Source organism: Pseudomonas sp. NBRC 111127, from assembly GCF_001320345.1.
GTDB lineage: Bacteria > Pseudomonadota > Gammaproteobacteria > Pseudomonadales > Pseudomonadaceae > Aquipseudomonas > Aquipseudomonas juntendi.
On record NZ_BCBD01000023.1, the window covers coordinates 1 to 14,725 of the forward strand.

At 63.6% G+C, this 14,725-nt stretch carries 12 protein-coding genes and 1 tRNA gene; 9 read left to right on the forward strand and 4 right to left on the reverse strand.

Annotated features, from left to right (window positions below; all coding sequences use genetic code 11):
• From APH30_RS06680 to APH30_RS06705, 6 genes are all read left to right on the forward strand, one after another.
• Window positions 1-279, forward strand: a 279-nt coding sequence (locus tag APH30_RS06680) for an acyl-CoA dehydrogenase family protein (protein WP_256221961.1), incomplete at its 5' end; no start/stop codon positions are given.
• A gap of 150 nt (window positions 280-429) precedes the next feature.
• Window positions 430-1,611 (forward strand): SfnB family sulfur acquisition oxidoreductase, encoded by a 1,182-nt coding sequence (locus APH30_RS06685; protein WP_054912015.1) that lies wholly within the window; start codon window positions 430-432, stop codon window positions 1,609-1,611.
• The gene (locus APH30_RS06690; protein ID WP_054912016.1) at window positions 1,611-3,008 is read left to right on the forward strand and encodes an LLM class flavin-dependent oxidoreductase; all 1,398 of its coding nucleotides are present in this window, start codon (window positions 1,611-1,613) and stop codon (window positions 3,006-3,008) included. The genes APH30_RS06685 and APH30_RS06690 overlap by 1 nt, the downstream gene beginning before the upstream one ends.
• Window positions 3,001-3,801, forward strand: coding sequence for a MetQ/NlpA family ABC transporter substrate-binding protein (locus tag APH30_RS06695; protein WP_029884778.1), 801 nt, complete (start codon window positions 3,001-3,003; stop codon window positions 3,799-3,801). The genes APH30_RS06690 and APH30_RS06695 overlap by 8 nt, the downstream gene beginning before the upstream one ends.
• Window position 3,802: 1 nt before the next feature.
• Window positions 3,803-4,912: a methionine ABC transporter ATP-binding protein gene (locus APH30_RS06700; protein WP_054912017.1), complete on the forward strand. Its 1,110-nt coding sequence runs from the start codon at window positions 3,803-3,805 to the stop codon at window positions 4,910-4,912.
• Window positions 4,902-5,546 carry a methionine ABC transporter permease gene (locus tag APH30_RS06705; RefSeq protein ID WP_054912018.1) on the forward strand — a complete coding sequence of 215 codons (645 nt, stop codon included), beginning with the start codon at window positions 4,902-4,904 and terminating at the stop codon, window positions 5,544-5,546. Before APH30_RS06700 ends, APH30_RS06705 begins: the two co-directional genes overlap by 11 nt.
• Before the next feature lie 31 nt (window positions 5,547-5,577).
• Here the strand turns inward: APH30_RS06705 and dibA are convergent, their stop codons facing one another.
• The gene (gene dibA, locus APH30_RS06710; protein ID WP_054912019.1) at window positions 5,578-7,476 is read right to left on the reverse strand and encodes a phosphodiesterase DibA; all 1,899 of its coding nucleotides are present in this window, start codon (window positions 7,474-7,476) and stop codon (window positions 5,578-5,580) included.
• A 146-nt stretch (window positions 7,477-7,622) separates the two neighbouring features.
• Here dibA and desA point away from each other — a divergent pair, with 146 nt between their 5' ends.
• Together desA and APH30_RS06720 are read left to right on the forward strand one after the other, a co-directional pair.
• Entirely contained in the window at window positions 7,623-8,807 is a 1,185-nt protein-coding gene (gene desA, locus APH30_RS06715) for a delta-9 fatty acid desaturase DesA (RefSeq protein WP_054912020.1), read from the forward strand.
• A gap of 99 nt (window positions 8,808-8,906) precedes the next feature.
• Window positions 8,907-9,935 (forward strand): sensor domain-containing diguanylate cyclase, encoded by a 1,029-nt coding sequence (locus tag APH30_RS06720; protein ID WP_029884782.1) that lies wholly within the window; start codon window positions 8,907-8,909, stop codon window positions 9,933-9,935.
• Window positions 9,936-9,956: 21 nt separating this feature from the next.
• Here APH30_RS06720 and APH30_RS06725 read toward each other — a convergent pair whose 3' ends face one another.
• From APH30_RS06725 to gabD, 3 genes are all read right to left on the reverse strand, one after another.
• On the reverse strand, window positions 9,957-11,219 hold the full coding sequence (locus tag APH30_RS06725) for a response regulator (protein ID WP_054905589.1): 1,263 nt from the start codon (window positions 11,217-11,219) through the stop codon (window positions 9,957-9,959).
• A 135-nt stretch (window positions 11,220-11,354) separates the two neighbouring features.
• Entirely contained in the window at window positions 11,355-12,632 is a 1,278-nt protein-coding gene (gene gabT / locus APH30_RS06730; RefSeq protein ID WP_054912021.1) for a 4-aminobutyrate--2-oxoglutarate transaminase, read from the reverse strand.
• 182 nt (window positions 12,633-12,814) lie between these two features.
• Window positions 12,815-14,257 (reverse strand): NADP-dependent succinate-semialdehyde dehydrogenase, encoded by a 1,443-nt coding sequence (gene gabD, locus APH30_RS06735; RefSeq protein ID WP_009682215.1) that lies wholly within the window; start codon window positions 14,255-14,257, stop codon window positions 12,815-12,817.
• A gap of 315 nt (window positions 14,258-14,572) precedes the next feature.
• Here gabD and APH30_RS06740 point away from each other — a divergent pair.
• Window positions 14,573-14,649: transfer RNA gene (locus APH30_RS06740), tRNA-Arg, on the forward strand.
• The last annotated feature ends 76 nt before the right edge of the window (window positions 14,650-14,725 follow it).

A 14,725-nucleotide genomic window follows, 5' to 3' on the forward strand; every position in this document is an offset into this window, starting at 1 on the left:
GACGAGGTCAGCGCCGCGCCCGTCGATGCCGCGAGCGCTGCGCGCGCGTCCATTGCGGTGGCCGAAGCCAAGGTGCTGACCACTGAAATTGCCCTGCAGGCCAGCGAAAAGCTGTTCGAGCTGGCTGGCAGCCGCGCCACCCTTGCCGAATTCAACCTCGACCGCCACTGGCGCAACGCCCGGGTGCACACGCTGCATGACCCGGTGCGCTGGAAGTACCACGCGGTTGGGGCTTACCACCTTAACGGGACCTTGCCCGCGCGGCATTCCTGGATCTGAATTCAATGGCCTTGGGGGCTGCTTTGCAGCCCATCGCGACACAAGGCCGCTCCTACCCGTGGCGCGGACCGGCATGGAACCGCGTATCCCTGCAGGAGCGGCCTTGTGTCGCGATGGGCCGCATTGCGCTCCCAAGGCCCGGAGAAACCCATGACCATCAGAATCATCACCAGCGACACCCAAGCCCTGCATGTCGCCGACGAAATCGCCCAACAACTGCGCCGCGACAGCGCCCTGCGCGACCGCGAACGCCGGCTGCCGCACAGCGAACTGGACCTGTTCACCCGCTCCGGCCTGTGGGCCATCAGTGTGCCCAAGGCCTTCGGCGGCGCTGGCGTGTCCAACGTCATCCTGGCCAAGGTCATCGCCCGCATCGCCCAGGCCGACGGCTCGCTGGGGCAGATCCCACAGAATCATTTCTACAGCCTGGAAGTACTGCGGGTAAACGGCAGCCCCGAACAACAGAAGCGGCTGTATGGCGAAGTGCTGGCCGGCCGCCGTTTCGGCAATGCCCTGGCCGAACTGGGTACCAAGACCGCCAACGAACGCACCACCCGCCTGAGCCGTGACGGTGACGGCTTTCGCATCAACGGCCGCAAGTTCTACGCGACTGGCGCCATCTACGCCCAGCGTATTCCTACGTCGGTGGTCGATGAACAGGGCGTGCAGCACCTGGTGTTCGTGCCGGCCGATAGCCAGGGCGTACAGGTGATCGACGACTGGAGCGGCTTTGGTCAGCGCACCACCGGCAGTGGCTCGGTCCTGTTGGACAACGTTTACGTCAGCGCAGCGGACGTGGTGCCTTTCCAGAGCGCCTTCGAGCGCCCCACTCCGGTCGGCCCGCTGGCGCAGCTTCTTCACGCCGCCATCGACACCGGCATCGCCCGAGCCGCCTACGAGGATGCCCTGCACTTCGTGCGCACCCGCAGCCGACCATGGGTCGACGCAGGCCTGGACAAGGCAAGCGATGACCCACTGACGTTGAAAAGCTTCGGCCACCTGGCGATCCGCCTGCACGCGGCCGAAGCCCTGCTGGAACGCGCTGGCGAATACCTCGACCGCGCCCGCAACGACAGCACCGCCGACACCGTCGCCGCGGCGTCCATCGCCGTGGCCGAAGCGCGTGCCATCAGCACGGAAATCGCGCTTGCCGCCGGCACTGCCCTGTTCGAACTGAGTGGGAGCCAAGCGACGCTGGCCGAGCACAACCTCGACCGCCATTGGCGCAACGCCCGCGTGCACACCTTGCACGACCCGGTCCGCTGGAAATACCACGCCATCGGCAATTACTACCTCAACGACGTCAACCCGCCACGCCGGGGGACCCTCTGATGGCCAAGCAAATCCTGCTCAATGCCTTCAACATGAACTGCGTAGGGCACATCAACCACGGCCTGTGGACCCACCCACGGGACACTTCGACCCAGTACACCAGCCTGGAGTACTGGACCCAGCTCGCACGCCTGCTGGAGCGCGGCCTGTTCGATGGGCTGTTCATCGCCGATATCGTCGGTACCTACGATATCTATGGGCAATCGCTGGACGTCACCCTCAAGGAGGCCATCCAGTTGCCGGTCAATGACCCCTTGCTGCTGGTTTCGGCCATGGCCGCCGTCACTCGCCACCTGGGTTTTGGCCTTACCGCCAACCTGACCTACGAGGCGCCGTACCTGTTCGCCCGACGCCTATCCACCCTGGACCACCTGAGCCAGGGCCGGGTTGGCTGGAACATCGTCACCGGTTACCTCGACAGTGCCGCCCGCGCCATGGGCCTGGCACAGCAACCCGAACATGACCGCCGCTACGACCAGGCCGACGAATACCTGCAGGTGTTGTACAAGCTGCTGGAGGGCAGCTGGGCCGACGACGCGGTGGTCGCTGACCGCGAACAGCGCATCTATGCTCGCCCCGACAAGGTGCGCAAGGTGCAGCACCATGGCGAGTTCTACAAGGTCGACGGTTACCACCTGTGCGAGCCCTCGCCGCAGCGCACCCCGGTACTGTTCCAGGCAGGCAGCTCGCAACGCGGCCTGGGCTTCGCCGGGCAACATGCCGAATGTGTGTTCATCAGCGCTCAGGACAAGACCGCGGCCCGCGCCCAGGTCGAGCAGGTACGCGCGGCTGCCTCGGCTGCCGGGCGCGAACCGCGGGCGGTCAAGGTCTTCATGGGCATCACGGTAATCGTCGCGGCGACCGAGCAACAGGCCCAGGCCAAGCATGCCGAGTATCTGCAGCACGCCAGCGCCGAGGCCGGCGTCGCACATTTTGCGGCCTCGACCGGCATTGACTTCGCGGCCTATGCACTGGACGAGCCGATCCCCTTCAGCCAGGGCAACGCCATTCAGTCAGCCACGCGCCAGTTGCAGGGCAACGCCTGGACCCGCCGGCGCCTGTTGCAACAGCACGCGCTGGGCGGGCGCTACGTGAAGGTGGTCGGCGACCCCGAGCAGGTCGCCGAACAGTTGATCGCCTGGCTCGACGAGACCGGCCTGGACGGCTTCAACCTGACCCGCACCGTCACCCCGGAGAGCTTTGAGGACTTCATCGACCTGGTCGTTCCTCAACTGCAACAACGCGGCCGCTACAAGACCGCGTACGCCGAGGGCACCCTGCGCCAGAAACTGTTCCAGGCCGAGCACCCGCACTTGCCCGCCGACCACCCTGGTTCGGCTTACCGCTTTACCCGCACCCCTACCCCTGCACCGACTGGAGCCCTGCACCATGCTTGAAAAACTGTTCCGGCCCGTCGTGGCCATCGCCCTGTCCCTCGGCCTGTGCGCCACTGCCCAGGCCGCCGAACCCCTGAAGATCGGCACTACCTCGGCCTTTGCCATCCCGCTGGAAGCCGCTGTGGAAGAAGCCCACAAGCAAGGCCTGGAGGTGAAGCTGATCGAGTTCAGCGACTGGATCGCGCCCAATGTCAGCCTCAACAGCGGCGACATCGACGTGAACTACTTCCAGCACATCCCGTTCCTGGAGAATGCCAAGGCGGCTGCGGGCTTCGACCTGGTGCCCTATGCACCGGGCATCATCAACAACGTGGGCCTGTACGCGAAAAAGTACAAAAGCTTCGCCGACCTGCCTGAAGGGGCGAGCGTGGCCATCGCCAACGACCCGATCAACAGCGGCCGCGGCCTGCAACTGCTGGCCAAGGCCGGGTTGATCACGCTCAAGCCAGGGGTTGGCTACAAAGCCACCGAGGACGACATTGTCGCCAACCCGAAAAAGCTGAAGATCCTGCAAGTCGAAGCCGTACAGTTGGTGCGTGCCTATGACGACGCCGACCTGGTGCAGGGATACCCGGCATACATTCGCCTGGCCAACAGCTTCGATGCCAGTTCAGCGCTGCTGTTCGACGGTCTGGAAAACAAGGAGTACGTGATTCAATTCGTGATTCGCCCGCAGAGCAAAAACGACCCACGCCTGGCACAGTTCGTCGACATCTACCAACATTCGCCTGCAGTACGCGCAGCGTTGGACAAGGCTCACGGCAAGCTGTACCAGGCCGGTTGGGAAGGCTGACATGAGCCAGGCCAGCGCATTCAAGGCGCCCACCCCTCAACCGCGAGCGTCAACGGCCAGGGAGCACGCCCTGCACCCGGAAATCAATCAAGCCCATGTACGCTTCATCGGCCTGGGCAAGACCTACCCTGGGCAGGCGCAACCCGCTTTGCACGGCATTGACCTGAACATTCGCCAGGGCGAAGTGTTCGGCATCATCGGCCGCAGCGGCGCCGGCAAATCTTCGTTGCTACGCACCATCAACCGCCTGGAACGCCCCAGCCACGGCCGGGTACTGATCGACCAGGTGGACATCGCGGCGTTCGATGACGACCAGCTGGTGGCGCTGCGCCGGCGTATCGGCATGATCTTCCAGCATTTCAACCTGCTGTCGGCGAAGACGGTGTGGCAGAACGTCGAGCTGCCCTTGAAGGTGGCGGGCGTGGCCAAGGGCGAGCGCCAGCGCAAGGTCCGGGAGCTGCTGGCACTGGTCGGCCTGCAGGAGAAACACCACGTGTACCCGGCGCAGTTGTCAGGCGGGCAGAAACAGCGCGTGGGTATTGCCCGGGCACTGGTGCATGACCCCGAGATCCTGCTGTGCGACGAAGCCACCTCCGCGCTGGACCCGGAGACCACGGCCTCGATCCTGGAGCTGCTGCGCGATATCAACCGGCGCCTGGGCCTGACCATCGTGCTGATTACCCACGAGATGGCGGTCATCCGTGATATCTGCCACCGGGTGGTGGTGCTGGACCGCGGCGAGGTGGTCGAGCAGGGCGAGGTCTGGCGTGTCTTCGGCGCCCCACGCCACGAGGTCACCCGAACTCTGCTTGCGCCGCTGCAGGCGCGGCTGCCTGCGGCGCTGCAAGCCAGCCTGCACCCCCACCCCACAAGCCGTGACTGCGCCGTGGTACTGCAACTGACTGTGCTTGGCGAGCCTGAACTGTCTGCCCTGTTCCACGACCTGGGCGGTCGCGTCCGCCTGCTGCAGGGCGGCGTGGCGACCATTGGCGAGCACGCTCTGGGCCAGTTGATCCTGTCGGTGCAGCACGCACCGCACGATACCCAACAATTGCTGCAACGCGCCCGCCGTTGGGCGGACAACGTGGAGGTGCTGGGCCATGTGGTTTGATCGTCTGCTGGAAGGCTTGCTCGATACCCTGCTGATGGTTGGCGTGTCGTCGCTTATCGCCCTGCTGCTGGGGATACCCCTGGCGCTGCTGCTGGTCACCAGCGGCAAGGGCGGCATATTCGAGGCAGCCTTGCTGAACCGGGTACTGGGCGCCTTCGTCAACCTGTTCCGCTCGATCCCGTTCCTGATCCTGATGGTCGCGCTGATCCCGTTCACCCGGCTGGTGGTGGGTACGACCTATGGTGTGTGGGCGGCGGTTGTCCCGCTGACCATCGCCGCCACGCCGTTCTTTGCCCGAATCGCCGAGGTCAGCCTGCGCGAAGTCGACCATGGCCTGGTGGAAGCCGCGCAGGCCATGGGTTGCCGGCGCTGGCACATTGTCTGGCATGTGTTGTTGCCCGAAGCGTTGCCGGGCATTGTCGGCGGTTTCACCATCACCTTGGTGACCCTGATCAACTCCTCGGCCATGGCCGGGGCGATCGGTGCCGGAGGGCTGGGCGACATCGCCTACCGGTATGGCTACCAGCGCTTCGACAGCCAGATCATGCTGACCGTGATCGCCATGCTGGTGGCGCTGGTGGCGTTGATCCAGCTGGGTGGCGACCGATTGGCGAAAGGCTTGAACAAGCGTTGAGTTCTTCGCGGGCAAACCCGCGAAGAGGCCCTCAATCCCAGTGCAAATCCGCAGCCGGCACCGGCCGCCCGAACCAGTACCCCTGCCCCAGCTGGCACTGCTGCTGCAGCAGGAAGGCGGCCTGCTCTGCCTGCTCGATACCCTCGGCATGCACCTGCATGCCCATGCTGCGGGCCAGGGCGATGATCACCCGCACGATCGCGATGTCATCCTCATCCAGCGGCAACCCGGCAACGAAGCCCTGGTCGATTTTCAGCTTCTGAACGGGCAAACGCTTGAGCCGCAGCAGCGAAGAGTAGCCTGTGCCGAAGTCATCAATGGCCAGGGTCACGCCAAGCTCACGCAAGCGGTGAAGTTGCTCCAGCGCCACCTCCGGGTCTTCCATCACAGCGCTTTCGGTCACTTCCAGCTCCAGCAAGGCGGGGGCCAGGCCGGTGTCGTGCAGGACGTCGGCCACTTGCCGGTACAACTCGTGCTGGCCAAACAGCCGGCTGGAGATGTTCACCGCCACGAACGCCAATTGCCGGCCTTGCGCTTGCCACTGCACCATTTGCCAGCAGGCCTGGCGCAGCACCCAGGCGTCGATCTCGGCAATCAGGCCGGTACGCTCGGCGATCGGGATGAACTCGCTCGGCGGGACCAGACCGCGCTGCGGATGCTGCCAGCGCACCAACGCCTCGACCCCGACCAGGCTGCCGGTCGCCAGGTCGTGTACCGGCTGGAAGAACACCCGCAGTTCCTCATGCTCCAGCGCCCGACGCAACTCGCCGGCCGTCTCGACCCGGTGCTGCGCGTGGGCCGTCAGTTCTTCGGTGTACAGCGCATAGCAGGCTCGCCCATTGCCCTTGGCCTTGTACAACGCCGAATCGGCGTTACGCAGCAACTGTTCGGCACACAAGGCATCGCTGGGGAAAAGGCTGATACCGGCACTGACACTGATGAACAGCCGATGGCCATCGAACAGGAACGGCTCGCGCATGCGCTCGATAATGCCCTGCGCCAGTTTGCCTGCCTGGCCGACTTGCTGGCAGCCTTCGGCCAGCACGCCGAACTCGTCACCGCCCAGCCGGGCCAAGGTCACACCATTGCCCAGTATCTTGCCCAGGCGCTCCCCCACCAGCCTCAGCAACTGGTCACCGATGGTGTGGCCAAGGCCATCGTTGATGCTCTGGAAGTGGTCCAGGTCCAGCAGCAGCAGCAGGGCGCACCCACGCTTGTTGGCCTGCGCCGCGGCCAGGGCCTGCTCGACGCGGTCGTTGAACAGCAAGCGGTTGGGCAGGCCGGTCAGCGGGTCGTGGTGGGCCAGGTAGGCCAGTTCCTGCTCCGAATGCTTGATCGCGCTGATGTCACTGAACACGGCCACGTAATGGCTCAGCTCACCCTCGTCATCGTGAATAGCGCAGATGGTCTGCCACTGCGGGTAGATTTCGCCGCTTTTGCGCCGGTTCCAGATTTCGCCGCTCCACTCGCCCTTTTCAGCCAGGGTGGCGTAAACCTGCTGGTAGAAGGCCTGGCCATGGCGGCCCGACTTGAACTTGCTCGGGCGCTGGCCGATCACCTCGTGCTGCTGGTAACCGGTAATGCGCATGAAGGCACGGTTGACGTGCACGATCAGGCCCTGGCGGTCGGTTACCAGCACCCCTTCCAGGGTACTGTCGAACACCGCGGCGGCCATGCGCAGGCGTTCCCGGTCTTCGCAGCGCAACCGCGCGCCATGGCCGATGAAATGCAGCAGCCGCACCCGGGACAGATAAATCAGCAAGGCACTGCACAGCACCCACACCACCACGTTGATCTGCCGCCCCACGGTCAATGCCAGGGGGTCGTCGGTCATGCTCTGCAGCATCACCTCGGCCAGCACCAGCCAGAGGATCGAGAGCACCACATAGAGCGCGGCCATGCGCAAGGCGTCGCGAACGGAAACAGACATGTCGGGTGGGATAGCCCATTGAAAAGAAAGGGGCATTATAAAGGCTGAAACATGTCGTGACCTCCTGTCTGAACAGTTGACTGGTTTTATTTCCCCACCAAGGGATAATCGACCCTTCCCCCCGCATTTCGAGGGCATTTACATCTATGTGGTACAACGGCCTGCTCGACTTGTCGGCCTGGCAACTGGTCGGCATCACCCTGTTGATGACCCACGTGACCATTGTCAGCGTCACGGTCTACCTGCATCGCTACTCTGCGCACCGGGCCCTTGAGCTCAACGGCGCGCTCAAGCATTTCTTCCGCTTCTGGCTGTGGCTGACCACGGCGCAGAACACCCGCGAGTGGACGGCGGTCCACCGTAAGCACCACGCCAAGTGCGAAACACCCGACGACCCGCACAGCCCCGTGCACAAAGGCCTGAGTACGGTGTTGCGCAAAGGCGCCGAGCTGTATCGCGAAGAGGCCCGCAACCCAGACACCCTGCGCATCTACGGCAAGAACTGCCCTGATGACTGGATCGAGCGCAACCTTTACTCGCGCTACAAACTGGGCGGCATCGCGTTGATGGCCGTGATCGACCTGCTGCTGTTCGGCACCCTCGGTATCACCGTCTGGGCGGTCCAGATGATGTGGATCCCATTCTGGGCTGCCGGTGTCGTCAACGGCCTGGGCCACGCGTTCGGCTACCGCAACTTCGAATGCCGTGACGCGGCCACCAACCTGGTGCCGTGGGGCATCGTGATCGGCGGTGAAGAGCTGCACAACAATCACCACACCTACCCCAATTCGGCCAAGCTGTCGGTCAAGCGCTGGGAGTTCGACATGGGCTGGGCGTGGATCCGCCTGTTCTGCCTGCTGCGCCTGGCCAAGGTGCAGCGTGTGGCGCCGATTGCCCATCGGGTGGAAGGCAAAGGTAGCCTGGACATGGACACCGCCATGGCGATCCTCAACAACCGCTTCCAGATCATGGCCCAGTACCGCAAATTGGTGATCGCCCCACTGGTAAAGCTGGAACTGGCGCGTGTCGACGCCTCGGTGCGCCACCACTTCCGCCGTGCCAAGCGCCTGCTATCCCGTGAAACCAGCCTGCTCGAAGACCGCCATCATGTGCGCATCGAATCGATGCTTGCGCACAGCCAGGCCCTGAAGACCATCTACGAAAAGCGCCTGGCCTTGCAGCAGATCTGGGCCCGCACCAGCGCCAACGGCCATGACATGCTGGCCGCCATCAAGGACTGGGTACACGAAGCCGAAACCAGTGGTATTCAAGCCCTGCGCGACTTCGCGGCACAGCTGAAAACCTATTCCCTGCGCCCGATCGGCGCCTGATCGCCGTTGATCGGCACGCCCCAGCATGGGGCGTGCCAGCTGGAACTTCCCCACCTCGCCCCCACTCAAACCCCGCACATCGCCCGCGTGGCGGGCAGGATGCTGGCCGCACGCTTTCACGTCGAGACTCGCTACGTGCACATGGCCAAGAATATTCCAATGACATCGCCGGGCCCGGTACCACCGGGAGCCGCCCGCACTTTACTGGCGCTCCTTCATGCGCAAGGTGAAGTCGCCCGCCTGAGCGAACGCGAACAGCTGTTCAGCTCGTTGCTCGAGAGTGTCAACGCAGTGCTCTGGGCCTTCGATTGGGAAACACGCGAAGTGCTGTACGTAAGCCCCGCCTACGAGCGCATCTTCGGCCGCCCGGCCAGCCTGGTACTGGCCGACTTCAACGAGTGGCGCGACAGCATCTACCCCGACGACCTGGAATACGCCGAGCGCAGCCTGGCCCAGGTGCTGCTCAAAGGCGCGGTCGAGGACCGCGAGTACCGTATCATCAATGCCGACGGGCAAGTGCGCTGGTTGAGCGACAAGTGCTACATCAACCAGCAGCATGACGGCGACCGCGTGATCATCGTCGGCATTGCCGAAGACATCACCGAGAAAAAGCAGCTGGAAGGCGAGTTGCAGCGCCTGGCCACCATTGACGTGCTGACCCAAAGCAGCAACCGCCGGCACTTCTTCGAATGCGCCCAAGCGGCGTTTGACAGCGCCCGGGAAAACGGCACGCCGTTGGCCTTCCTGTTACTGGACATCGACGACTTCAAACAGATAAACGACAGCTATGGCCACCAGGAAGGCGACCAGGTGCTGCAGCACATCGCCGACAGCGGCAAGGCCGTGTTGCGCCGTGGCGACCTGTTCGGGCGTATTGGCGGCGAGGAGTTCGCGGCAGTCTTCCCAGGGTGCAGTGCCGAGCTGGCCGGGCAGATTGCAGAGCGGCTGCAGCGGCAGATTCAGCGTTTGAGCTTCAGCCACGGGGCGCACACTTACGGGGTAACGGTGAGCCAGGGGCTTACCGGGTTGACCGCTGAAGATGTGGCGCTGGACAGCCTGTATGCCCGCGCCGATGCGGCGATGTACCAGGCCAAGCGGCAGGGCAAGAATCAGATCGTGCGCGGTTGACCCCCCTTACGCCTGCCCGGCTCAAGGAACATCGTCGGCTTGTATAGGGCCTTCAGCCGCGGGCTGCGAACTGGTTTCGGGGTTCTCCACCTTGCGCAACCGGGTCAGCTCCGGCAAGCCCATCTTCAGCAAACGCGCCGTCTTGCCACTGGCAATCTTCGCCAGCCCCTGCTCAGCCGGTAGCCGCGCCAACTGCCCGGCCAGGTTCATGGCCAGAATATCGCGCGAGTACACCCCGCCACCGAGTTGATAGATCGCCGCGATCAGCTCGCGTAAAGCCAACGGCAAGCGCCAGCGGGTGCGCAGCGCCGAGCCGAATGCGGCACCGAACTCGTTGAGCGACAACTGGACCTTGTCTTCGTCCAGCTCGCCGCCCGCCAGGCGCCATTCCTGCAGGCAGCGCAGCACCGCCAGGTCGCCCAGGCAATGCAGCAACCCTGCGCAATAGCAAAGCCCTTCGTCCAGCGCCAGCAGGCGCGCCAGCGTACGGCCATATTCGGCGGTGTGCAGGGACAAGTCCCAGTACTGCGCCGCATGCTGCGCCAGCAAGGGGTCGCTGAGGCGGGCGCTGCGCTTGAGGGTCATGCCCAGAATCAGGTTCATGCTTTGCGTGCTGCCCAGCTTGTTCAGGGCTTGCAGCAGGGTTTGCACCGGTGCTTCACGGTGCAGGGCTGCGCTGTTGGCAGCCGCTATCAGCACCGCGGTCACTTGCGGGTCACGACAGACTTCTTCTTCCAGCACCTTCAGGTTCAGGCCTTCAGGGTTCAGGGCTCGCTTGATCGCCACCTGCAAGTCGGCCAGCAGCGGCCCGCCATCGGCAGTAGCCCGGCGCTGTTCGAGGTAAGCGCGCAGGCTGGCACCGGGCTGCAAGGGCGGCACCGGGCAGGCGATTTCTTCGCCCACGCCCAGCAGCAACTGTTCCAGGCGCTTGCGCAGGTTACCCAGGTTCAGGGGCTTGCTCAGGTACGCCGTGGGGTGCAGCGGCAGGGCTTCGCGCACACTCGCACTGTCGCTGCGGTTGCTCATGAGGATGAACGGCAACCCCGACCCTTTGGCGCGAACTTTGCGCAGCAGGTCGAGGCCGTCGATGCCCGCCAGCTCACGTGCTGCAATGATCAGGTCCGGCTTGGCGGCCAGGGCGCTGAGCGCCTGCGAGCCGTCGGCACAGACCTGAAGGCGGGCATCGCAGCGAACGCTCAGCAGCATCTCGCTGAGCATGTCGCGCACCCATGGGTCGCCTTCGACGATCAGTACGCTCGGTGGGGTGGGCTCTGCAGCGTTCATCGCCAACTACTCCTGTAAATCCTTGCCTCAGCCTTTTACAACGTGCTGGGCGCATCATCCAACAACCATAGCCTCCGACGCATCACCGGGCATAAAAAAACCCGCCGAGGCGGGTTTTTTCTGAAGCGCATCACATCAGGCAAGTTCAGCGAAGCACTCTTCGATGATGGCCAGGCCTTTGTCCAGCAGCGCGTCTTCGGCGGTCAGCGGAACCAGAATCCGCAGAACGTTGCCGTAGGTGCCGCAAGACAGCAGGATCAGGCCTTTTTCGCGGGCTTTGGCCACAACCTGGCCAACAGCAGCGGCGTCAGGGGTGTGGGTGCCTTTCTGGAAGACTTCGACGGCAATCATCGAGCCCAGACCACGAACGTCGCCAATGATCGGGTGTTTCTTCTGGATTTCACGCAGGCCGGTGGTCAGGCGCTCACCCACTGCCTTGCTGCGGTCCAGCAGTTTCTCTTCTTCGAACACTTCGATCACGGCCAGGGCTGCGGCGCAAGCGATCGGCGAGCCGGCGTAGGTGCCGCCCAGGCCGCCCGGAGCGATAGCGTCCATGTACTCGGCCTTGCCGCATACACCGGCCAGCGGGAAGCCGCCGGCGATGGACTTGGCAAAGGTGGTCAGGTCAGGCGCAACGCCCATCTGCTCCATGGCGAAGAAGGTGCCGGTGCGGCCAGCGCCGGTCTGCACTTCGTCGGCGATCAGCAGGATGCCGTGCTGGTCGCACAGGGCGCGCAGGCGCTTCATCAGCTCTTTAGGCGCTGGCAGGAAGCCGCCTTCGCCTTGTACAGGCTCCAGGATGATTGCAGCGATGTCGCGTGGCTCTGCGTCGTTCTTGAAGATGCGCTCGACCGAGGCGATGGCGTCGTCAACGCTCACACCGTGCAGCTCGCTCGGGAACAGGGCGCGGAAGACGCCGCCTGGCATCAGGCCCATGCCTGCGGAGTACGGCACGACCTTGCCGGTCAGGCCCAGGGTCATCATGGTGCGGCCGTGGTAGCCGCCGGTGAAGGCGATAACGCCGGCACGGCCAGTGGCGGCACGGGCGATTTTCACGGCGTTTTCAACGGCTTCGGAGCCGGTGGTGACCAGCAGGGTCTTCTTGTCGAAGTCGCCTGGGACCAGCTTGTTGATCTTTTCGCACAGCTCGACGTAAGGCTCGTAGGCCAGCACCTGGAAGCAGGTGTGGCTGACCTTGGTCAGCTGCTCTTGCACGGCTGCAACCACTTTCGGGTGCAGGTGGCCGGTGTTCAGCACTGCGATGCCGCCGGCGAAGTCGATCAGTTCGCGGCCTTCAACGTCGATCACGGTCGAGTTCTTCGCGCTGTCGACGAAGATCGGGTGAATCTGGCCAACGCCACGCGGGACGGCAGCTACACGACGTTGCATCAAGGATTCGTTGGTCTTGCTCATAATGCCCTCATTGCGCCGACAGTAATGGCGCTTTTATTCGGGGGTGGCTGGGAGTGCTCGCGAACAGTATTCGTTGATCGACTGCCACAAGCGCCCTGGCCACCAGGTACTGCAATGTAAAAAAGGCCAGCGAGACGTCGCTCTCGCGCCCCGCTGGCAGAGGTAAAGCCGTTACCGTGCGATCAAACGCTGATGCACAGGTATTTGATTTCGAGGTAGTCCTCGATACCGTACTTGGAACCTTCGCGGCCCAGGCCAGAAGCCTTGATGCCACCGAATGGCGCCACTTCGTTGGAAATCAGGCCGGTGTTGATACCCACCATGCCGTACTCCAGGGCTTCGGCAACACGGAACACACGGCTCATGTCGCGGGCGTAGAAGTACGAAGCCAGGCCGAATTCGGTGTCGTTGGACATGGCGATGACTTCGGCTTCGTCCTGGAAGCGGAACAGCGGCGCCAGTGGGCCGAAGGTCTCTTCCTTGGCGACAGCAGCAGTTTTCGGTACATCAACCAGGATGGTCGGCTCGAAGAAGTTGCCTTCGATCAGCTTGCCGCCGGACAGTACCTTGGCGCCTTTGGAAACGGCGTCTTCGATGTGCTCCTGAACCTTGGCGACAGCCTTGCCGTCGATCAGCGGGCCAGTGGTGGTGCCATCTTCCAGGCCGTTACCGATCTTCAGCTTGGCCACCGCAGCCGCCAGCTTCTCGGCGAACGCGTCGTAGACGCCGTCCTGCACGTAGATACGGTTGGCGCAGACACAGGTCTGGCCGTTGTTACGGTACTTGGAGATGATCGCGCCCTCGACCGCCTTGTCCAGGTCGGCGTCGTCGAACACGATGAACGGGGCGTTGCCACCCAGCTCCAGGGAAACCTTCTTGATGTCCTTGGCGCATTCTTCCATCAGCTGGCGACCGATTTCGGTCGAGCCGGTGAAGGACAGCTTGCGTACCAGGGAGTTGCCGGTCAGTTCGCCGCCCACTTCACCAGCGCTGCCGGTAACCACGCTCAGCACGCCAGCCGGGATACCGGCACGGTGGGCCAGTTCGACCAGGGCCAGGGCGGAGTAAGGGGTTTGCGAAGCAGGCTTGAGCACCATGGTGCAGCCAGCGGCCAGGGCCGGGCCGGCTTTACGGGTGATCATGGCAGCCGGGAAGTTCCACGGGGTGATGGCCGCGGTTACGCCGATTGGCTGCTTGATGACGATCAGGCGCTTGTCTGGCTGGTGGCCCGGAATGGTGTCGCCATAGACACGCTTGGCTTCTTCGGCGAACCACTCGATGAACGAGGCGGCATAGGCGATTTCGCCCTTGGCTTCGGCCAGCGGCTTGCCTTGTTCGGTGGTCATCAGGCGAGCCAGGTCGTCCTGGTTTTCGATCATCAGTTCGAACCAGCGACGCAGCTTGGTCGAGCGCTCTTTGGCGGTCAGGGCACGCCAGGCCGGCAGAGCCTTGTCGGCAGCTTCGATGGCGCGGCGGGTTTCCGCGGTGCCCATCTTAGGCACGGTACCGATGACTTCACCGGTGGCCGGGTTGGTCACCTTGATGGTCTGGCCATTGTCCGCATCCAGCCACTCACCGTTGATGTAGGCTTGCTGGCGGAACAACTGAGCGTCTTTGAGCTGCATGTCGGCTTCCCGAATTGTTGATTGTTGAAAAGCGCCCAAGGCAGGGCATCGAGCGTTTGAAATCTCAAACGAATGCTAAGCGGCTGCTGGGGTGTTGGACAATAGGCTGTTCGAAAAAAAGAACGAATGGTTGAACAGCCGGGCGGAAAAGTCATCATTTGCGTACTGGCGACCGGCCCTTTCGCGGGCACGCCCGCTCCCACTGGGCGGAAGCGGCTTCAGCCGCGAACCGGCCGGCACAGGCAACCGGGAAAAAAGGCTACAGATCAAGGCGATGGACGCGACCGGCGCAGATGGGTATCATGCGTGCGCGTTGCACTCGTAGCTCAGCTGGATAGAGTACTGCCCTCCGAAGGCAGGGGTCGTGGGTTCGAATCCCGCCGAGTGCGCCATATCAAAAAGCCCTGGGCCTGTGCCCGGGCTTTTTCATTTGTGCGACATGTCGCGTTTCTGGCACTCCCGTGCCAC